The organism is Pseudomonas sp. LABIM340, from assembly GCF_040017195.2.
Lineage (GTDB): Bacteria > Pseudomonadota > Gammaproteobacteria > Pseudomonadales > Pseudomonadaceae > Pseudomonas.
The window spans coordinates 5,285,162-5,305,663 of the sequence record NZ_CM200227.1; the positions used below are offsets into that span (position 1 = coordinate 5,285,162).

The 20,502-nt window shown below is 66.2% G+C and carries 18 protein-coding genes; 12 read left to right on the plus strand and 6 right to left on the minus strand.

Features of this window, described 5'->3' with window-relative positions:
- Window positions 1-184: 184 nt before the first annotated feature.
- From ABKS89_RS24300 to ABKS89_RS24315, 4 genes are all read left to right on the plus strand, one after another.
- Window positions 185-1,747, plus strand: coding sequence for an MBOAT family O-acyltransferase (locus tag ABKS89_RS24300; RefSeq protein ID WP_192223950.1), 1,563 nt, complete (start codon window positions 185-187; stop codon window positions 1,745-1,747).
- Window positions 1,748-1,773: 26 nt separating this feature from the next.
- Window positions 1,774-2,964, plus strand: a complete 1,191-nt coding sequence (locus ABKS89_RS24305) for an alginate O-acetyltransferase (protein WP_348587634.1) — start codon at window positions 1,774-1,776, stop codon at window positions 2,962-2,964.
- A gap of 95 nt (window positions 2,965-3,059) precedes the next feature.
- Window positions 3,060-3,710 carry an alginate O-acetyltransferase AlgF gene (locus tag ABKS89_RS24310; RefSeq protein WP_081516438.1) on the plus strand — a complete coding sequence of 217 codons (651 nt, stop codon included), beginning with the start codon at window positions 3,060-3,062 and terminating at the stop codon, window positions 3,708-3,710.
- Window positions 3,711-3,994: 284 nt separating this feature from the next.
- A complete protein-coding gene (locus ABKS89_RS24315) occupies window positions 3,995-5,437 on the plus strand; it encodes a mannose-1-phosphate guanylyltransferase/mannose-6-phosphate isomerase (RefSeq protein WP_348587357.1) in 1,443 nt (480 codons plus the stop codon).
- Window positions 5,438-5,588: 151 nt separating this feature from the next.
- Here ABKS89_RS24315 and ABKS89_RS24320 read toward each other — a convergent pair whose 3' ends face one another.
- Window positions 5,589-6,065 carry a BRO-N domain-containing protein gene (locus ABKS89_RS24320; RefSeq protein ID WP_348587359.1) on the minus strand — a complete coding sequence of 159 codons (477 nt, stop codon included), beginning with the start codon at window positions 6,063-6,065 and terminating at the stop codon, window positions 5,589-5,591.
- Between the two features lie 1,567 nt (window positions 6,066-7,632).
- Between ABKS89_RS24320 and ABKS89_RS24325 the strand changes: the two genes are divergently transcribed.
- The 5 genes from ABKS89_RS24325 to ABKS89_RS24345 all read left to right on the plus strand — a co-directional run bounded on the left by ABKS89_RS24325 (window position 7,633) and on the right by ABKS89_RS24345 (window position 11,080).
- The gene (locus ABKS89_RS24325) at window positions 7,633-8,097 is read left to right on the plus strand and encodes a multidrug transporter (RefSeq protein WP_138216121.1); all 465 of its coding nucleotides are present in this window, start codon (window positions 7,633-7,635) and stop codon (window positions 8,095-8,097) included.
- A 63-nt stretch (window positions 8,098-8,160) separates the two neighbouring features.
- The gene (locus tag ABKS89_RS24330) at window positions 8,161-8,991 is read left to right on the plus strand and encodes an SDR family oxidoreductase (protein ID WP_138216120.1); all 831 of its coding nucleotides are present in this window, start codon (window positions 8,161-8,163) and stop codon (window positions 8,989-8,991) included.
- On the plus strand, window positions 8,991-9,377 hold the full coding sequence (locus ABKS89_RS24335; protein WP_348587361.1) for a hypothetical protein: 387 nt from the start codon (window positions 8,991-8,993) through the stop codon (window positions 9,375-9,377). Before ABKS89_RS24330 ends, ABKS89_RS24335 begins: the two co-directional genes overlap by 1 nt.
- 84 nt (window positions 9,378-9,461) lie before the next feature.
- On the plus strand, window positions 9,462-10,118 hold the full coding sequence (locus tag ABKS89_RS24340) for a tyrosine-protein phosphatase (protein WP_348587362.1): 657 nt from the start codon (window positions 9,462-9,464) through the stop codon (window positions 10,116-10,118).
- A 74-nt stretch (window positions 10,119-10,192) separates the two neighbouring features.
- Entirely contained in the window at window positions 10,193-11,080 is an 888-nt protein-coding gene (locus ABKS89_RS24345) for a TIGR01459 family HAD-type hydrolase (protein WP_348587363.1), read from the plus strand.
- Window positions 11,081-11,209: 129 nt separating this feature from the next.
- Here the strand turns inward: ABKS89_RS24345 and ABKS89_RS24350 are convergent, their stop codons facing one another.
- Entirely contained in the window at window positions 11,210-11,743 is a 534-nt protein-coding gene (locus tag ABKS89_RS24350) for a hypothetical protein (protein ID WP_348587364.1), read from the minus strand.
- A gap of 223 nt (window positions 11,744-11,966) precedes the next feature.
- On the opposite strand from ABKS89_RS24350, the gene ABKS89_RS24355 reads away from it, so the two are divergent.
- Both ABKS89_RS24355 and ABKS89_RS24360 read left to right on the plus strand, forming a co-directional pair.
- Window positions 11,967-12,209: a hypothetical protein gene (locus ABKS89_RS24355; RefSeq protein WP_348587366.1), complete on the plus strand. Its 243-nt coding sequence runs from the start codon at window positions 11,967-11,969 to the stop codon at window positions 12,207-12,209.
- A gap of 102 nt (window positions 12,210-12,311) precedes the next feature.
- Window positions 12,312-14,000: a SulP family inorganic anion transporter gene (locus ABKS89_RS24360; protein ID WP_348587367.1), complete on the plus strand. Its 1,689-nt coding sequence runs from the start codon at window positions 12,312-12,314 to the stop codon at window positions 13,998-14,000.
- Window positions 14,001-14,263: 263 nt separating this feature from the next.
- Here ABKS89_RS24360 and ABKS89_RS24365 read toward each other — a convergent pair whose 3' ends face one another.
- Genes ABKS89_RS24365 through ABKS89_RS24380 form a run of 4 tightly spaced genes read right to left on the minus strand, consistent with a single transcriptional unit; the run spans window position 14,264 to window position 19,081 of the window.
- Complete coding sequence (locus ABKS89_RS24365; RefSeq protein ID WP_192401047.1) at window positions 14,264-15,169, minus strand: efflux RND transporter periplasmic adaptor subunit; 906 nt, start codon at window positions 15,167-15,169, stop codon at window positions 14,264-14,266.
- A 13-nt stretch (window positions 15,170-15,182) separates the two neighbouring features.
- The gene (locus tag ABKS89_RS24370; RefSeq protein WP_138216197.1) at window positions 15,183-15,383 is read right to left on the minus strand and encodes a DUF1656 domain-containing protein; all 201 of its coding nucleotides are present in this window, start codon (window positions 15,381-15,383) and stop codon (window positions 15,183-15,185) included.
- Between the two features lies 1 nt (window position 15,384).
- A complete protein-coding gene (locus ABKS89_RS24375; RefSeq protein ID WP_348587368.1) occupies window positions 15,385-17,586 on the minus strand; it encodes an FUSC family protein in 2,202 nt (733 codons plus the stop codon).
- 1 nt (window position 17,587) lies between these two features.
- Window positions 17,588-19,081 (minus strand): efflux transporter outer membrane subunit, encoded by a 1,494-nt coding sequence (locus ABKS89_RS24380; protein WP_171039462.1) that lies wholly within the window; start codon window positions 19,079-19,081, stop codon window positions 17,588-17,590.
- Window positions 19,082-19,391: 310 nt separating this feature from the next.
- Here ABKS89_RS24380 and ABKS89_RS24385 point away from each other — a divergent pair, with 310 nt between their 5' ends.
- The gene (locus ABKS89_RS24385; protein ID WP_081516204.1) at window positions 19,392-20,327 is read left to right on the plus strand and encodes a LysR family transcriptional regulator; all 936 of its coding nucleotides are present in this window, start codon (window positions 19,392-19,394) and stop codon (window positions 20,325-20,327) included.
- The last annotated feature ends 175 nt before the right edge of the window (window positions 20,328-20,502 follow it).

Here is a 20,502-nt window from a genome sequence, read left to right on the forward strand (position 1 = left end):
GCCCTCGCTCCGAAGCAACCGCAACACCACCCGACCCACGCGATAAAGACGCGGGCGGGCGCAACAGATTGAGCACCACATGGGGAGGAATTGGCGGGTTGCCCCGGCCTTTCCTCAAGGCGTCGAACAGACGCCGGAAGGTCCGGAGCCACTCAAGGTTTGAAGCTCCAGAGAGAGACGCGGAATGGTCTTTTCTTCCAACGTGTTCCTGTTCCTGTTCCTGCCGGTCTTCCTCGGCCTGTACTACCTGAGCGGGAACCGCTACCGGAACCTCCTGTTGCTGGTCGCCAGCTACATCTTCTACGCCTGGTGGCGGGTGGATTTCCTCCTGCTGTTCGCCGGCGTCACCGTCTTCAACTACTGGATCGGCCTGCGCATCGGCGCCGCCGGCGTACGCACCAAGGCCGCCCAGCGCTGGCTGCTGCTCGGCGTAGTGGTCGACCTCTGCGTGCTGGGCTACTTCAAGTACGCCAACTTCGGCGTCGAGAGCCTCAACGAGATCATCACCTCGTTCGGCATGCAGCCCTTCGTGCTGACCCACATCCTGCTGCCCATCGGCATCAGCTTCTACACCTTCGAATCGATCAGCTACATCATCGACGTGTACCGCGGCGATACCCCGGCCACGCACAACCTGATCGACTTCGCGGCGTTCGTGGCGATCTTCCCGCACCTGATCGCTGGCCCCGTGCTGCGCTTCAAGGACCTGGTCGACCAGTTCAACCACCGCACCCACACCGTCGACAAGTTCGCCGAAGGCTGCACCCGCTTCATGCAGGGCTTCGTCAAGAAGGTGTTCATCGCCGACACCCTGGCGGCGGTGGCCGACCACTGTTTCGCCCTGCAGGACCCGACCACCGGCGATGCCTGGCTCGGCGCGCTGGCCTACACCGCGCAGCTGTACTTCGACTTCTCCGGCTACAGCGACATGGCCATCGGCCTCGGCCTGATGATGGGCTTCCGCTTCATGGAGAACTTCAACCAGCCCTACATCAGCCAGTCCATCACCGAGTTCTGGCGGCGCTGGCACATCAGCCTCTCCACCTGGCTGCGCGACTACCTGTACATCAGCCTGGGCGGTAACCGCGGCACCACCTTCCAGACCTACCGCAACCTGATCCTCACCATGCTGCTGGGCGGCCTGTGGCACGGCGCCAACGTCACCTACATCATCTGGGGCGCCTGGCATGGCGTGTGGCTGGCCATCGAGCGCGCCCTGGGCGTGAATGCCGCGCCGCGCGTGCTCAATCCGCTGAAGTGGGTGTTCACCTTCCTGCTGGTGATCGTCGGCTGGGTGATCTTCCGCGCCGAGAACCTGCACGTGGCCTGGCGCATGTACGAAGCCATGTTCAGCTTCGGTGACTGGAAGCTCTCCGAGCTCAACCGCGCCAGCCTCACCGGCCTGCAGGTCGGCACCCTGGTGATCGCCTACCTCGTGCTCGCCTTCTTCGGCCTGCGCCAGTTCTACAACCAGCCGATGCAGAGCAAGGCACCCAAGGCCGCCGCGAAGACCGAACAGGTTGACGCCGACGGCCCGGCCAGCGCCCAGCCGCGCACCCCGGCCATGGCCCAGCAGGACCCGGCTGCGATCGCTTACTCACCCAGCGGCGCCGCCGTCTACCAGCAGCACTGGATGACCCAGCTGCCAGTGCTGGCCACCCGCGTCGCCCTGCTCCTGCTGTTCGCCGCCTCGGTGCTCAAGCTCTCGGCGCAGAGCTACTCGCCGTTCCTCTACTTCCAGTTCTGAGCGAGGCAATCATGTCAGTAGAAACCATGTCCGTAGAAGCCAAGAGAATCGCCAGGCCCCTGCAGTACGCCTACATCGCCGCCTTCGGCGGGATGCTGCTGGGCCTCGCCGGCTGGTCGCTGAAGGCCTTCCCCAGCTTCTCCGCCGCCGAGGGCACTACCGTGCTCAACGGCAAGCTGGCCCACGCCTTCGAAGGCCACTACGACGACGAATTCCCCATCAAGCGCCTGGGCACCAACCTCTGGGCCGCGCTGGACTACACCGTCTTCGACGAAGGCCGCCCCGGCGTGGTGATCGGCAAGGACGGCTGGCTGTTCACCGACGAAGAATTCAAGCCCGCCCCCACTCAGCAGCAGCTCGACGACAACTGGGCGCTGGTGCGCGGCGTACAGCAGGAGCTGGAGCGCCGCGGCGTGAAGCTGGTGCTGGCGATCATCCCGGCCAAGACCCGCCTCTACCCCGAATACGTCGGCAAGGAGCAACCGGCTGCCCTGCACGCCTCGCTCTACACCGACTTCCTGCAGCGCGCCCGCCAGGCCGGCATGGCCGCGCCCGAGCTGCTGGAGACGATGGAAAAGGCCAAGGACAACGGTCAGGTCTTCCTGCGCACCGACACCCACTGGACCCCACTGGGCGCCGAAGCCGTGGCCCAGCGCCTGGGCGAAAGCATCCGCGCCGGCCAGGGTGCCGACCTGCCGACCCAGAGCTTCGTCACCGAAGCCGGCAAGAGCGGCGCGCACAAGGGCGACCTGCTGACCTTCCTGCCCCTGGACCCGCTGTTCACCAACCTGCTGCCGGAAGAAGACCAGCTGCAGCAGCGCCAGACCCACCCGGCCGAGGACGCTGCCGGCTCCGCTGACAACAGCGGTGGCGGCGACCTGTTCGGCGACAGCGCCCAGCCGCAGGTCGCCCTGGTCGGCACCAGCTACAGCGCCAATGCGCGCTGGAACTTCGCCGGCGCCCTCAAGCAGGCGCTCTCGGCGGATGTCATCAACTACGCCAAGGAGGGCAAGGGCCCCCTGGAACCGATGCTCGAACTCCTGCAGGACGAAGGCTTCAAGCAGAAGCCGGCGAAACTGCTGGTCTGGGAATTCCCCGAACGCTACCTGCCGATGCACAGCGACCTGAGCCAGTTCAACCAGGACTGGGTGGCGCAACTGCGGGCAGCGGGTAGCCGCGACGAACGCCTGGCTTCCAACCAGGCCGCAGCGCACTGATTCCACGAACCCACGGCGCACCGAGCGCTGAACGGGGCACCAACCGTGCCCACAAGAGAAAGTAGACGGAGGTACACCCCATGAACCGACTGAGCATGAACCGACTGAGCATTCGCACCCTGAAGTCGTCCGCCCTCGCACTGGCCCTGGGCGCCGCATCCTTCGGCGCCTTCGCTGGCGGTGAAGGCGCGCTGTACGGCCCGCAGGCTCCCAAGGGCTCCACCTTCGTGCGGGCCTACAACGCCGGCAGCGGCGAGCTGTCCGTCAGCGTCGGCAACGCCACCCTCAACGACATCTCGCCACTGGGCTCCAGCGACTTCAAGTTCCTCCCACCGGGTAACTACACCGCCAAGGTCGGTACCCAGAGCCTGCCGGTGAAACTCGATCCGGACGCCTACTACACCCTCGTCAGCCAGCCCGGCGGCCAGCCGCGCCTGGTGCCCGAGCCGCCGTTCAAGAACAAGCAGAAGGCCCTCGTCCGCGTCCAGAACCTCAGCGGCAAGGCCCTCACCCTGAAGACCGCCGACGGCAAGACTGAAGTGGTCAGCAACGTCGCCCCACAGAGCCACGGCGACCGCGAGATCAACCCGGTGAAAGTGAACCTGGCGCTGTTCGACGGCGCGAAGAAGGTCAGCGACCTCAAGCCCGTCACCCTCGAACGCGGCGAAGTGGTCTGCCTTTACGTCACCGGCGACAGCGGCAAGCTGAACCCGGTGTGGGTCAAGCGCCCGGTCAAGGCGGACTGATCCATGCGCCGGCGGATGCTGCACTGCCACTCCCATCCGGAGTGCGGACGAGGCGCCACACCTCCCGCCGGCACGAACTGCCTGCCCTTCCCTCGGGGAGGGTCCTGGGGCGCACCGGCAACTGACGCGCCCCGCTCCACCCAGAACAACAAGACCGGCCCAGCACCGGCAGAAGAACCCGTGCACCGCAATGACGGCATGCACAGGAGAGGTCACCCAAACCGCACGCCGGCCCGCATGACGTGGTCCGGCCAACAGAACGCAAACGCTTTAGGAGAAATCCGATGATCCCAGTAATCCTTTCCGGTGGTAGCGGCTCGCGACTCTGGCCTCTTTCGCGCAAACAGTATCCCAAGCAGTTCCTGGCCCTGACCGGCGAACACACCCTGTTCCAGCAGACCCTGGAGCGCCTGGTGTTCGAAGGCATGGAGCCGCCGGTGGTGGTGAGCAACCAGGAACACCGTTTCATCGTCCAGGAACAGCTCGAAGCGCTGAGCCTGAAGACCCAGTCGATCCTGCTCGAGCCCTTTGGCCGCAACACCGCCCCCGCGGTCGCCATCGCCGCCATGAAGCTCATGGCCGAAGGCCGTGACGAACTGCTGCTGATCCTCCCGGCCGACCACGTGATCGAAGACCAGCGCGCCTTCCAGCGCGCCCTGGCACTGGCCACCAACGCCGCCGAAAAGGGCGAGATGGTGCTCTTCGGCGTCCCCGCCGACCGCCCGGAAACCGGCTACGGCTACATCAAGTCCGGCGACGAGCGCGGCTTGCCGGATGGCGTCATCCGCGTCGAGCGCTTCGTCGAGAAGCCCGATGAAGCCCGCGCCCAGCAGTTCGTCGAGGAAGGCGGCTACTTCTGGAACAGCGGCATGTTCCTGTTCCGCGCCAGCCGCTTCCTGGAAGAACTGAAGAAGCACGACGCCGACATCTACGACACCTGCCTGCTGGCACTTGAGCGTAGCCAGCACGACGGTGAGCTGATCAACATCGACGCCGCCACCTTCGAGTGCTGCCCGGACAACTCCATCGACTACGCCGTGATGGAAAAGACCCGCCGCGCCTGCGTGGTGCCCCTGGCTGCTGGCTGGAATGACGTGGGCAGCTGGTCCTCGATCTGGGAAGTGCACGAAAAGGACGCCAACGGCAACGTCACCATGGGCGACGTGGTGGTGCATGACAGCCACAACTGCCTGGTGCACGGCAACGGCAAGCTGGTCTCCGTGGTCGGTCTGGAGGACATCGTGGTGGTCGAGACCAAGGACGCCATGATGATCGCCCACAAGGACCGCGTGCAGGACGTCAAGAAGGTGGTCAACCAGCTCGACGCCGCCGGCCGCAGCGAGACCCAGAATCACTGCCAGGTCTACCGCCCGTGGGGCTCCTACGACTCGGTGGACATGGGCGGCCGCTTCCAGGTCAAGCACATCACCGTCAAGCCGGGCGCACGCCTGTCGCTGCAGATGCACCACCACCGCGCCGAGCACTGGATCGTCGTCTCCGGTACCGCCCAGGTAACCTGTGACGACAACACCTTCCTGCTCACCGAGAACCAGTCCACCTACATCCCGATCGCCTCGGTCCACCGCCTGGCCAACCCGGGCAAGATCCCGCTGGAGATCATCGAAGTGCAATCGGGCAGCTACCTGGGCGAAGACGACATCGAGCGCCTGGAAGACGTCTACGGCCGTACCACCGAGAACGTGGAGCTGCGCGCCGTCGTGCGCTGATTCCACGCGAGGATCCGGCGCTTCCCCCATCGGCGCCAATGCCCCCGCACCTTTCGGTGCGGGGGCTTTTTTATGCCTGAATGCGTAGGGCGCATAACCCGGAACGGGTTATCCGCCGAACTGGCGGATAACGCCTGCGGCGTTATGCGCCCTACACGCTGCCCGGACCCTCGGGGTGCTCCAGCCGGCCAATCACCGTCAGATCATCGAACGGCACCCACAACCGCCCGTGCCACTCCAGCACGCCCAGATGCTGATCGGCCCAGCACAGTTGCCGCTCCCTGGGCCCCAACGCGGGATGCTCCGCGCTGCGCAACGCTGGCACGACCTGTCGATTGAGCCAGTGGCGAATGCTGCGGTTCTCCGGATGGAAGTGAAAGATCAGCGCGGCATAGGCGCCGGACTCGCTGACCAGCAGCGCCTTTTCGTAGTCGCCGCAGCTGTCGCGTATCCAGCAGCTCTGCAGTTGATCGGCATCGAGGCTGTTGTGCAGTCGCTCGTCCAGCGGCCGGTTGATCAACCGGCCCAGGTCGCTGACGCAGAACCAGGGCTCGTCATCGAGCAGAAACGCCCGCAACTGGCGGCGGTGACGGATGAAGGTGGTGGGGATGAGGATTTCGTTATCCATGACGGGCCTCCGGGTGGCGAAGGTCCGACTCAGTGACGAAAGTGGTCATTCGAAGCATGGTGAATCTCCAAGTAACTGTTCATTGTCACCCCCTGTTCAGTAGGGGCGATCGGGTACCTGAACACCGCACTTGGAACGGCCCGCAGCTTTCCCCTTTCGGGTCTTGTATGACTGCGCGCTACCCGACCATAGCAAAGCTACGGATCAGCAAAGACCGCAAAATCTGTCGGGAGCGGCACGCCGCCAAGTACAGTGTGTTCAGCACCGAGCGCAAAGGTACTGAGTCGACTTGGCCGCTGTTAGATCTCCTGAGGCGGATTGGGATGATACGGAAAATTCACACGCGAAATGGCGGTACTGCTTCATAGGAATGCATGCTGATCGCAAAATTGGCGTACCAAAAATCTGTAGGAGCGGGCCATGCCCGCGATCCGTCGGCAGGGCCGACGTTTTCTTTTGCTCTGGTGTTGCAGGTCTGCTGCTTCCGCTTGGGCACTTCTGCGCCGCTTCGGCGTACGCGCGGACTCTGGATTTCGCCCGCTTCGGGCGACCCACTTTGGCAAACGACCCAAAGTGGGCAAAGGTCTCGCCCCTGCCATCCGGCTTTTCGCTTCGCGAAAAGTACCCTCGGTTCCTCGGAGTTCCAGGGGCCCGCGTTGACGGGCCATCCCTGTCCCGGCAACGCACTCGCGACATCCATGTCGCTCGGCCCCTGAAACTCCGATCACCTTCGGCCTCCTGAAAGGGGCACTTCGGCGCGTGCGGTTGTTTCGCTGGAAGACCTCAAGAGCCAAAGCCAAAGCTGTGGTGTTGAGGGCTTTCGCAGGATGGGTGGAGCTTGCGATACCCGTGCTGCCCCCACAGCAATCGATGGGTATCGCTGCGCTCCACGCCATCCTACGTTTGTGCTTCGCCGTGGGTTCGGTGGGGATGGGTCCAATCGCGGACAAGGTCCGCTCCTACGAAAAGCGGGTACGTCGGCGCGGGGATGGTTCGCGAGCAAGCTCGCTCCTACGAAGACCCGAATATCCCAACCTCCCGCCCCCGGCTTTGGCTTTGGCACCTGAGGTCTTCCAGTGAAATATCCGCGCACTCCGACTGCCCCGTTCAGGAGGCCTCGTTGAAGTGGAGTTTCAGGGGTTGAGCGACATGGATGTCGCGAGAGCTGCGATGGGCCAGGGATGGCCCTTCGCAGCGGGCCCCTGAAACTTCGCTTCAACGAGGGTATTTTTCGCCTAGGCGAAAAACCGGATGATTGGGGTAAGACCTTTGGTTACTTTGGGGCGTTTGCCAAAGTAACTCGCCCGAGGGGGCGAAACACGAAGTCCGCGCGCACGTCGAAGCGACGCAGTAATACCCAAGCCAACGCAGCCATACAGGACCAACATCGGAGCAAAAGAAAACGTCGGCCCTGCCGACGGATCGCGGGCATGGCCCGCTCCTACAGGGGAGCTCCGGTGCTGGGCGGTTCGCGAGCAAGCTCGCTCCTACAAGAGCCGCGCTACATCAACCCGCCCCACCCCGCCGCCTGCTAAGGTAATGCTCGATACCCCGCGCGGAGCGCTCCATGCTGTACGGCATCCTGCTGATCGTCACCTGGATCATCCTGCTGATCCGCTACCCCTCCCGCGCCCTGCCGATCTCCGGCGCCGGGCTGGTCGGGCTGGCCTCGGTGATCGCCATCGCCATCTGGCAGGACAACAGCGACGCCCGCCAGCTCCAGCACCTGGAACTGCGCATCGCCTACCAGCCCGAGCAGTGCCAGCCCGGCCGCCCGCTGGCCGTCAGCCTGAAGAACGGCTCCTCGCGTCCGCTGCTGGAACTGCGCTGGAAAGTCGCCGCCTACCGCCCCGGCGACACCACCGACCTTGCCGAAAACCTCTACGAAGCCCCGCGCTACCGTGGCCCCGGCGCCCTGCTCGCCGGTGACAGCTGGAGCGACTGCCTGCCGCTGCCGCCGCTGCGCCCCGGCTACCGCGCCAGCACCCTGGAATTCCGCGCCGAGCGGGTGAGCGGCCGTTTCGGCAACTGATTCACCTGCCCCGCACAATCCGGTACGGTAGTCCGCGCTCATAGCCCAAAGGACTGCCAGACCATGCCCCAACCCGTCGCCCTCATCACCGGTTGCTCCAGCGGTATCGGCCGCGCCCTCGCCGATGCCTTCCAGGCCGCCGGCTACCAGGTCTGGGCCACCGCCCGCCGGGATGAAGACGTCGCCGCACTCGGCCAGGCGGGATTGCGTGGCGTGCTGCTGGACGTCAACGACGAACCCGCCGTGGAGCGCCTCGCCGAACTACTGCAGAGTGAAGCCGGCGGCCTCGATGTGCTGATCAACAACGCCGGCTACGGCGCCATGGGCCCGCTGCTGGACGGCGGCAGCCAGGCGATCCGCCGGCAGTTCGAAACCAACGTGTTCGCCGTGGTCGGCGTCACCCGCGCACTGTTCCCGGCGCTGCGGGCGCGGCGCGGGCTGGTGGTGAATATCGGCAGCGTGTCCGGAGTGCTGGTCACACCCTTCGCCGGCGCCTACTGCGCATCGAAAGCGGCGGTGCACGCGCTCAACGACGCTCTGCGCCTGGAGCTGGCCCCCTTCGGCATCGAGGTGATGGAAGTGCAGCCCGGCGCCATCGCCTCCAACTTCGGCGCCAACGCCAGCCGCGAGATGGCCGCGGTAGTCAGCGAAGACTCCGCCTGGTGGCCGCTGCGCCAGTTCATCCAGGCACGCGCCGCGGCCTCCCAGGACAAACCCACGCCCGCCGGCGACTTCGCCCGCGAACTGCTGGCCGCCGCGCAAAAGTCCCCGCGCCCGCGCCTGCTGCGCATCGGCAACGGCAGCCGGGCCCTGCCGCTGCTCTCGCGCTGGCTGCCCACCGGCCTGCTGGACAAGGTGCTGAAGAAGCGCTTCGGCCTCGACGGGCAACTCTGATGACCTACCAGGTCCGCTACCTCGCTCTCGCCGGCATCCTCGCCGCCTTCTTCCTCAACGTGGTGGCGCGCGGGCTGCTGCGGGTCGGCGGTGTACCGGCGACTTTGCTGGTGGCCGCGGTAATCGCCGCCGCCATGGCCTTCTGGTTCGCCCGCCGGCACCAGCGGCTGGCGGAAACCGGCGAGCGCTGGCGGCTGACTGCGCTGTACGGCGGTGGGCTGGCAGTGCTCTACGCCATCCTCGTCGGCATGGCCGCGTGGAAGAACACCCCGAGCCCGGCAGCGCTGCTGATCTACGCGCTGAACTACCTGTGCTACCCGCTGTGCGTCTGGTGGTTCTTCCGCCCCGGCGTGCTCGATCGCTTCCTGCCAAGCGGCTCACGCTGACAGGTATTCACGCTTTCTTCACCTGCTTTTCATCCGGGCACAACCGGCCTCTCCCTAAGGTAGCGCGACCTTAGAGGAGTCCCCATGTCCCTGCCTTCGATTCTCCGTGGCGCCATCGCCGCCGCTCTCCTGACCTTCGGCCCGCTTGCCCTGGCGGCCGGCGAGACGCCGGTCGACTGGGCCAAGCCAGTGGACAAGTCGTTCAACCTCTACCAGATGTCGCCGACCCTCTACCGCAGCGCCCTGCCCGGCAGCGCCGACCTGCCCGAGCTGCAGCGCCTGCAGGTGAAGACCGTGGTGAGCTTCATCAAGGACGACGACCGCGAGTGGATCGGCCAGCACGACATGCAGGCGGTGAGCTTCCCGACCCACGCCGACCGCGTCGACGACGCCGACGTGCTGAAGGTTCTGCGCATCCTGCAGAGTGCCGAGCAGAACGGCCCGGTACTGATGCACTGCAAGCACGGGCGTGACCGCACCGGCCTGTTCGCCGCCATGTACCGCACGGTGATCCAGGGCTGGAGCAAGGAAAACGCGCTCAAGGAGATGGTCCAGGGCGGCTACGGCGCCGAAGACGACATGACCGACGCCATCGCCTACGTGCAGAAGGCCGACATCGGCAAGCTGCAACAGGCCCTGGCCAGCGGCGAGTGCAGCACCTCGGCCTTCGCCGGCTGTCAGCTCAAGGGCTGGCTGGCGGACACCTTCGGCGAGGAACGCCCGCCACACCCGGCGCACTGATTGGCGTATCTGTCACACCGTCATGGCGAGAGTGCGCTAACGTGGGCGCATTCCCACCGTTTCACAGGCACGCCATGACCAGCTCCCGCTTCAGCGCCGTCACCCACACCCGCTACATCGACCATGCCGGCCTGGATGCCTTCTGCGCCGACTACGACGGCTTCCTGCTTGACCTCTGGGGCGTGCTGATCGACGGTGTCGAGGTGTTCCCCGGCGCCCTCGACTGGCTCGCCCGCCGCGCTGCCGAAGGCAAGCCGGTGTGGTTCCTCAGCAACGCCTCACGCAGCGTCCCGGAAATGGCCGACACCCTGGTGCGGCTGGGTGTCTCCCGCGAGCTGTTCGCCGGCATCACCACTTCCGGCCAGTTGGCCATCGACGCCTTCACCCATGAGCGGGACTTCCAGCGCGGCGGCATCTACACCGTCGGCGTTGGCGATGCGCTGACCACCTGGCCGGCGGAGATCCGCGAGCGCTTCTGTGACGATATCCATGCCGCTTCGCTGATCCTCGGAGTCGGCAGCTTCCCGCAGGATGAACTGGAAGAGCGCTTCGCCCCGTTGCGCGGCGCCACCGACAAACCCTTCCTCTGCGCCAACCCGGACCGCGTGGTGGTGTCCGGCGGCAAGACGGTGTTCGGCGCCGGTCGCCTGGCCGAAGCCTTCGCCGAGGAAGGCGGCAGCGTGCACTGGTACGGCAAGCCCGATCCGTCGGCCTTCCGCATCGCCCAGCGGCAGCTGGAAGCGCGCGGCGCGAAGCACATCCTGTTCGTTGGCGATTCGCTGGTGACCGACGTGCCCGGCGCGCTGGCCGCGCGTATCGATACCCTGTGGCTGGCGTCCACCGGCATCCATCGCCAGGCGCTGGGCGTGCCCTTCAACGGCGAACTGGACCCGGAGAAAACCAACGCGCTGCTCGATGGCTACCCGGTTCGTCCGCACTTTGCTGCGCCAGGGTTGATCTGACGGCCTGCCCCGACCCAGGCAAGAACATCGACTACAGGCCGCACCGAGGGTGGCGCGCCCCCGCCTCCGGGATTGCTCGTGACCGATTCCGCCCGTTGGATTCGGATGGGAACCGGCCACGGTGGGAAGTCAGTCGATGGCCGAGGTGGGCAGTGCGGAGACCTTGGGTTTTGCACCCAGTCGCGCGAGCAGATTGAGCAGCGCCACCTCCCCCGCCAGCAGGATGCCGCCACCGATCAGGATCAGCCCGCTGATTGCCAGCGGCGGCTCGGCCAGGTGGGTCGCCAGGGCGACGGTGAGGAAGACAAAGGCGCTGTGATTGATGAACAACGGCGCGAACAGACCACCGCAGAAAATGATGTAGACACCGACGAACAGGACGATGCCCGTCGCCAGGATCGGGTCCATGAGCGCCTTGAGCAGGCCGATGGCGACGACGATGCCCCACGCCAGCCAGACGCCGGTCACCGCCCCGCAGAGAATGCCGGGTATGCGCTGGGTGTCCTTGTTATAGACGCTGAACAGGATGGCGCAGAAGAACGGCGCCCAGATCGCCTTGAAGCCCAGGATCACCCCGACGATCGCGACACCGACCACCCAGGCCACCAGGACGGCGGCATCGAAGAAAACCTTGGGACGGATTTGTGGCGTTTGCTCACTCATGACCTTACCTCTCCTTAGTCTTTGTTCTTATGTCATTTTCAACCGCCGCATCGAGCGGCACAGCGAGACTGCGCGGTCCAGCCTAATGGTCCAGAACGGGTCGACAATCGCTCGAACGAACTACTGCGCCACAATACGAATAGCCCCGTGAAGCCGGCCGGTTGTTCGCACCTTTGCTCGGCCCCACAGGTCTCAAGCAGCAAAGCCCTGTGGGAGTACCCGCATGCAACTGATCGATCTGCTGCAATGGCCCGCCATGCTGGTCACCGTCCTCGCCGCCTGGCTGGTCGGCTCGCGCGAGCGCAAACGGCGCAAGATCGGCTTCTGGGTCTTTCTCGCCAGCAATGCGCTGTGGATCGCCTGGGGCATTCCTGCCAAGGCCTATGCGCTGGTTCTGCTGCAGCTGTGCCTGGCGGCGATGAACATTCGCGGCAGCTACAAGAATCGCCAGCGCGGTGACGCCTGACGGATTGCAGCGAAGACTCCGATAAGCCCTTGGGAAGTCGCCCGCTGTTCGCCGGCCGGCGCCATTGCTCGAATGCCCCACCACTCTCCAGGTAGAGCACCCATGGCATTTCCCGTGAAACTCCTCCAGGGCATTCGCCCCATCACCCGCAAAGGCGCACTGCGCGACGCGCTGGCTGGCGTCTCGCTGGCGGCGATGGACATCCCCCAGCTGCTCGGTTATGCGCGCATCGCTGGCATGCCGGCAGTCACCGGGCTCTACACCGCGCTGCTGCCGCTGCTGGCCTTCGCCTTCTTCGGCGCCTCGCGGCATCTGGTGGTGGCGGCGGATTCGGCCACCGCTACCATCTTCTCCAGCCAGTTGTCCGGCATGGCCAGCTTCGGCAGCCCGCAGTACGTCGCCCTCGCCGGCACCGTGGCGCTGCTCACGGCTGCGCTGCTGTTGATTGCACGTCTGCTGCGGCTGGGCTTTCTCGCCGACTTCCTGTCGCGCACGGCGCTGACCGGCTTCCTTGCCGGCGTCGGTGTGCAAGTGGCGCTGGCCATGAGCGGCGATCTGCTGGGGCTCACGGTCGCCGCCCCCAGCTCGCTGGGCAAGCTGCTGTACGTGCTCGGCCACCTGCCGCAGGTCCACCTGCTCACCGCCGCACTGGCCCTGCCTTTGCTGCTGGTGCTGTTCGCCGCCAAGCGCTGGGCACCGCAACTGCCCATCCCGCTGCTGATGCTGGTCGGCTGTATCGCCGCCAGCGCACTGTTCGACTTCGCCGGCAAGGGCATCCAGGTGCTCGGCCCGGTGGCCGGAGGGCTGCCTTCGCTGACCCTGCCCCGACTTGGCTGGCAGGACATCGTCGCCCTGCTGCCGATCGCCGGCGCCTGTTTCGTCATGATCATCGCCCAGAGCTCTGCCGCCAGCCGGGTCTACGCCGACCGCCACCATGAGCACGATGACCAGAACGCCAATATCCTCGGCCTGTCGGCGGCCAACGCGGCGGCGGCCTTCAGCGGCACCTTCGTGGTCAACGGCAGCCCTACCCAGACCGCCATGGCCGAGCAGGCCGGCGCGCGCAGCCAGGTCGCCCAGTTGGGCTTTGTGGTCGTGGTGGCGCTGGTGCTGCTGTTCCTCTGCCAGTGGCTGCAGTACCTGCCGCATTGCGTGCTGGCGGCGGTAGTGCTGTCGATCGCCGTCGGGCTGGTAGACGTGAAGACCCTGCGCGCCATGCGCCGGGAAAGCCCGGTGGAGTTCCGCATGGCGCTGATCACCGCCGCCACCGCGGTGGCGGTGGGAGTGGAACAGGGCATCCTGCTGGCCGTGGCGCTGTCGATGCTGCATCACGTGCGCCACAGCTACCGCCCACACACGCAGATGCTGGTGCCGGACGCCAGCGGCCGCTGGGACCCCACGGACGTGCAGCCGGGCCTGGAAACCGCACCGGGGCTGATCGTTTTCCGCTTCGGCGCCGATCTGTTCTATGCCAACGACACCTTCTTCGCCAGCCAGGTCTCGCAGCTGGTCGCTCTGGCTCCCACCGGGTTGCGCTGGTTCATCGTCGATGCTGGCGCCATCACCAGCCTGGACTATTCGGCGGCCCGGACGCTGCTGGAGCTGTACCAGAACCTCTCGCGGCAAGGCGTGCAAATGGTATTCGGACGGGTCAACAGCTACCTGCGCGCCGACATGGCGCGGCACGGCATCGACCAGGTCGTCGAGGCTCGCTATCTGCTGTCGACACTGCATGAGGCGCTGGCGGTGGCGGGCATAGCACCGCGGCCTCAAGCCAATGGCGAGGCATGACAAATCGGGGGCAAGCGCAAGTTGCTCTGCCCACTCAGGCTTGCGCAGCCCTCACCCCAACCCTCTCCCGGAGGGAGAGGGGGCCGATTGTGCCGAGAGTCGATCGGCGCTAGCCGGCTGCATGAGTAGCCGCAGAATTGCACCGGGGTTTCTGCCTGCACGGACTGGGTTGGGGTGAGGGTAGCCCCAGGCAGCGAACGTCCGCGGAACACCCTTCAAACGAAAACGGGAGCCGAAGCTCCCGTTTCATTCATCCCATCAGCTCACTGCGCCGCCGCAGCCGCGCCGTCGGAGTGTTCCGCGTTGCGGCTCTGCGGGTTGACGATCACGGTGGCGGTGATGCCTGCCGCCAGCAGCACGCCTTCGGGCACGTCGTCGATATGGATGCGCACCGGCACGCGCTGGGCCAGGCGCACCCAGTTGAAGGTCGGGTTGACGTCGGCCACCAGCTCGCGGCTTTCCGGGTTGTCGCGGTCGTAGATGGCGCGGGCGATGCTCTCGACATGGCCCTTCAGGCGCTCGCCGCTCATCAGTTGCAGCTCGGCCGGGTCACCGACACGGATGTGCGGCAGCTTGGTCTCTTCGAAGTAGCCGTAGATCCAGTAGGAGTTCTCGTCGACTACGGCCATCTTCGCCTCGCCGACGCGGGCGTAGTCGCCACGGTGCACGTTGAGGTTGGTCACGTAGCCGTCCACCGAGGCGCGCACCTGGGTGCGTTCCAGGTTCAGCTTGGCGGCGTCCAGCGCGGCCAGAGCCTGCTGGTAGTCGGCCTCGGAGGCGGCGGCGGTGTTGCTGGCGTCGTCCAGGCTCTCGCGGGAGACGACTTCCTCGTCCATGGCACGGCGGCGCTTGGCGTTGAGCAGGCGCATCTGCAGGGTGGCCTTGCGCGAGTCGACCAGGGCCTGGGCCTGCTTCACGGCGATCTGGTAGTGGTCCGGGTCGATCTGCATCAGCAGGTCGCCCTTCTTCACCTGCTGGTTGTCGCGCACCGGCACGTCGACCACCACGCCGGAGACGTCGGCGGCGACGTTGATGATGTCGGCGCGCACCCGGCCGTCGCGGGTCCAGGGCGTATCCATGTAGTTCACCCAGAGGGCGCGGCCGATCAACGCGGCGACCGCCAGGATGATCAGGGTCGCCAGCAGGCTGATGATGGATTTGAGAGTCATGGGTGCACGCTCGTTACTTGTAGATAGTGAGAGACAGGCCGCCGAACAGGCAGGCGAACAGGCACACGCGGAACAGCGCCGGGTGCCAGGTGAAGCGGTACAGGCCGATGGAGGCGAAGATGCGGTCGATGCCCCAGCTGATCAGTGCGGCGACGAGGAACATCAGGGTCAGGGTCGGCATGTAGACCCCGTGGAACGCGATCTCGCGGGGCAGGTCAGGCAACATGGGTCGATCTTCCAGAAGAGGTTTCGCCATCGCGCAGCGGCGACTGCGGGTCGAGCAGGCTGCTGCGGATGAAGTGCAGGTAGCTGAGCACGCGGCGCAGCGGCGAGCTTTCGAAGTCCGGGGCGCGAGGCTCGTCGGTGGTCTTGACGCAGTCGATGGCCTGCTCCACGGCGGCCAGGGCGCGCTCGCGGTTGGCCTCGCACGGCTTGACGAACAGGCGGATCAGCGCGCGGCCCATGGCGCGAATCGACTGCCGCCAGGGCGACGACTGCGCATAGCAGGGCTCGTTCGGCAGGTTCTCCTGCTCGACGCGCAACTCAATGATCGAATGGCCGATCTCCAGCACCACGAAGGTCCAGCGCAGCAGGCGGCGTTGCATCTGCGGGCTGCGCGCGGCGACGCCGTATGCCTGGTTGAGCAGGTCGCGGGTGCCGCTCTCGAAGGACGAGACGAGGCCGTCGAGCTTGCCGCTGATGGCTTCCACCACACGCAGGCGCAGGTCCTTCTCCAGGCGGCGCCACAGCCAGGCGCTGGTCGGCGGCATGATCACCGCGGCGACCACGGCCGCCAGACTCTGCGAGATCACCAGGGCGATGTACTCGTTGAGCATGCGGCCCGGATCGTAGACGGTGAGGTTCGCCGGGATCGCGCCGAAGCTGAAGAACACCAGCAGGCCCAGGCCGTAGCCGGCGTACTTGGGCTTGATCGAGAAGAACGCGCCCACCGCGAACACCGGCGCCAGGGCAAAGGCCAGCAGCGGGAAACCGTCCAGGTGCGGGAACACGAAGAAGGTTTCCGAGAAGCCGAGGATGGCCGCGAAGAAAGTGCCCACGGCCATCTGCATGGCCATCTTTGCCGGGTCCGGCGCGGCCGACACCAGCGCGGCGACGGCGGCGGCGTTGAGCACGAAGGTGCTGCCACTGGGCCAGGCGGTCTCGATCCAGAAGATGCCGAACACCAGCACCATCAGTGCGGTACGCCCACCGGCCACCAGCGAGGCGACCAGGTTGGCCTTGGGCGAGAAGCCGTGCTTCCAGTTCTCCCGCTCGTGCTTGTGCGCGGCCAGGGAGGCGTGGGTCAGGGCGTAGTTGTAGAGGTCGTCGGCCAGGCGGTAGAGCAGCTCGCCGGCGGTGTTGTAGTCCAGCAGCGCGGACGGCTCGTCCTGCTCATCCAGCAGTTGCGCGCGGCCAGAGCGGATGCGTTGCATCATCCGCGTGCGGTGGCTTTCCAGCTGGGCGGCAAGGCGTTCGGCATCACGGTCGGTGACCGACTGGCCGCGCCACGGGGCGAGCACCTGGGCGAGTTCGTCCAGGCACGGCTGCAGCGCACGCAACACGGCCTCGGCTTCCTGCGCACGCAGGCGCGAAAGCAACTGGTGCAGCGCGTGGTAGCGGGTGGTCAGGACCATGAACTCGTTGTTCAGGCGCGACAGGCGGCCGGAACGCAGGCGCATGTGCGGGTCTTCGAAACGGGTGACACTGCGCAGCGCTTCCAGGCCTACGGCCTGGGAGGCGAAGGCCACGTTGGCGGCCTCGAACTTGGGCCGCTCGCCGCCGCCGAGGTTGTCCAGGACGAAGCCGGCGAAAGCGCCGAAACGCTGGTACAGCGCGCTGCGCATCGCGGTGCTGGAGGTCTGCGGGAACAGCGTGGCGCTGACCACCATGGAGCAGAGGATGCCGAGGCTGATTTCCAGCACACGCCAGATGGCCGACATGAACGCGGCTTCCGGGTGCAGGGTGGCGGGCAGGCCGATCAGCGTGGCGGTGTAGCCGGCGAGCACGCAGGCGTAGGAGCGGAAGTCGCGGTAACGCGCGGCACCGACGGTACACAGGCCGATCCACAGCGCCGAGACCAGCAGGAACAGCTCACGCTGCTGGGCGAAGATGGCGATCAGCGCGACCATCACGGTCAGCCCGACCAGGCTGCCGAGAATCCGGTAGAAGCTCTTGGCGAATACCTGGCCGCTCTGCGGCTGCATGACGATGAACACGGTGATGGTCGCCGTGCTCGGCTGCGGCAGTTCCAGGCGCATCGCCAGCCACAGGGTCAGCAGCGCGGCGAGCAGCACCTTGGCAATGTAGATCCAGGTGACGCCGTCACTGCGGCCCCACTCCAGCAGCGCGCGACGCAGGGCGTCCAGCGGAGCCAGCTGGCGGGTGGCGGTGCTGCCGTTGAAGGAATCGCCGGCCATCTCAGCGCTCGCTGGCCGCGCGGACGTCGACGGTCTCGGGGACCATCTTCGTCTCTTTCGGGCCTTCCTGCTTGTCCATCAGGCCGCCGCCCAGGGCGACGACAAGGCCGGCATGGGTAGCCAGGCGCGCGGCGCGAACCTGTTGCTCCACCAGCTGCTGCTGGAACAGGCGGGTCTGCGCGTTGAGCACGTTGAGGTAATCGGTCAGGCCGCCACGGTACGCCTTGGTGGCGATGTCGTAGGTGCGCTGGGCCGAGGCCACGGACTTGGCGGCGAAGCCTTCCTGCAGCTCCATGGAGTGCATGCGGATCAGTTGGTCGGAGATGCCCTTGAGGGCATTGACCAGAGTCTGGTTGTACTGCGCCACGGCGGCGTCATAACCGGCGGATTCCTGGCTCAGCTGCGAGCGGCGACGACCGCCGTCGAAGATTGGCAGGGAGATGGCCGGGCCGACGCCGTAGGTGAATTTCTCGGCGTTGAGGAACTCCAGCACACCGCCACCGACCGCGCTGTAGCCGATGCTCGCGACCAGGTCGACGTTGGGGTAGAACTCGGCACGGGCAACGTCCACGCCCTTGGCTTGCGCGGCGACCTTCCAGCGGCTGGCAACCACGTCCGGGCGGTGGCCGAGCAGTTCCATCGGCAGCTTGCTGGGCAGCCCGGGGCCTGCGGCGAGCTTCAGGCTCGGGCGCTGGATCGAGGTGCCGGCGCCGGGACCTTTACCGGCGAGGGCGGCGATCTGGTTGCGGGTGAGCTGGATTTCCTCGTCCACCGCTTCGATCTTGCGCTCGGTTTCCGGCAGCGGGACTTCCGCCTGGCTGACTTCGAAGTGCGTGCCGATGCCACCGTCGAGGCGGCGCTGGGCCAGGGCCAGGATGCCTTGCTGCTGCGCCAGCATGGCCTTGCCGATGTCCAGCTTGGCGTACTGCAGCGACAGCTGGATGTAGGCGCGGACGATGTTGCCCTCCAACTCCAGCTGGGCCATGCGCGCCTCGGCGGCAGTCATCTTGGCGATGTTCACGTAGCGCTCGGTGTTGCTGCGCTCGCGGCCCCAGAGGTCCAGCGAATAATTGAAGCCCAGGGCGGCGTTGTTGTTGAAGGTGGTGCTGTCGGCCAGGTCGCCCGGACCGTAGAAGTAGTCGGTCGGCCAGCGGTGGCGGGTCAGCGAGGCATCCACGCCGATCTGCGGCGACTCGGCGGACTCGGCAATGCCGGCCATGGCCATGGCCATGCGCACCCGCGCCTCGGCCTGGGCCAGGGTCGGGCTGCCCTCCAGCGCGGTCTGCACCCAGGCATTCAACTGCGGATCACCATAGGCGCGCCACCACTGCTCGGCCGGCCAGCCAGCTTCCTGGTTGGCGTGCGCGATGGCGGCGTCGGTGGCCAGCTCGGTGTCGCCCAGGCGTTGTTCCTGCGGGGCGATGCCGTTGGTGCTGATACATCCGGCGATTGTTGAAAAAATGACAAAGGAGCCGACGAACGTCAGTCCTTTCATGAGGTGACGCGACACGGTGGAGGTCCTGGAAGTGGTCTAGCTTTTCAGCGTGGGGCTTTTAAGCGTGGAGATGCCGGCAAAGCCATTGGCGGCGATTGAATTCTAGGGATGGGGAAGGGAACGGATAAGCCGGCTGATTTGTGATTGTTTATTACCGATAATGAAACAATGTGTGTCGCCATCCATGTGACAATAGGCCGCCCCCGCTCTGCTCCGCGCATTGCCACCCATCAAGGACATGCCGCCGGCGACGACGTATCGCTTCACTGGCGTCGCCACCCGGGACAGACGCCCCACTGACGAGGCCCCAATGGACACACTGCAGACCATGCGTGCGTTCGCCTGTGTCGCGGAAACCGGCAGTTTCACCGCCGCCGCGCAGCAGCTGAACACCACCACCGCCTACGTATCCCGCGCGGTCGCCAATCTGGAGTCCCACCTGCGGACCCGCCTGCTCAACCGCACCACCCGGCGGATCGCCCTCACCGAGGCCGGCCAGCGCTACCTGCTGCGCTGCGAGCAGATCCTCGCCTACGTCGAGGAAGCCGAAGCCGAGGCCAGCGACGCCCACGCCCGGCCCGCCGGCCGCCTGCGCGTACACTCGATGACCGGCATCGGCCAGCACTACGTGATCCGCGCCATCGCCAACTACCGCCAGTTGCACCCGGACGTGACCTTCGAGCTGACCATGGCCAACCGCGTGCCGGACCTGCTCGACGAAGGCTTCGACGTGGCCATCGTGGTCGCCTCCGAACTGCCCGACTCGGGCCTGGTGTCCCAGCGCATCGGCGAGACCTACAGCATCCTCTGCGCCTCGCCCGACTACCTGGCCCGGCGTGGCACGCCGAAAACCCCGACCGAGCTGATGGATCACGACTGCCTGCGCCTGATCAGCCCGGTGCTGCCGCTGGACAAGTGGCTGTTCGACGGCCCCAACGGCCAGGAAATGATCACCCTCGGCCCCTCGCCCTTCCAGGTGAACGTCGGTGACGCCATGACCGAGGCCATCGGCTCGGGCATGGGTATCAGCGCCCTGCCCGTCTACTCGGCCATCGACGGCCTGCGCGACGGCTCGCTGGTGCGCGTGCTGCCGCACTACAAGTTGCAGATCCTCAACGTCTACGCGCTGTACCCGTCGCGCCAGTACCTGGATGCGAAGATCAAGACCTGGGTCGCGTACCTGCGAGAAAATCTCCCCGGAGTGCTCCAGGCCGATGGCGCCGGCCTCGCCGATGTGGGACCCTGACCATCCGTTTTGTCGTGTTTCGCGGGCAAGCTCACTGTGTAACTCCCTACCCCGGTGTTCAGTGAGCTTGCCCGCGAACCCATCTTCTTCCCCGCCGCACACCACCCCACGTTCGATAATCGCCCGGCGCGCACGCAGGCCTTGCGCCGCTCTGGCTCGGCAATGGTAGGGTTAA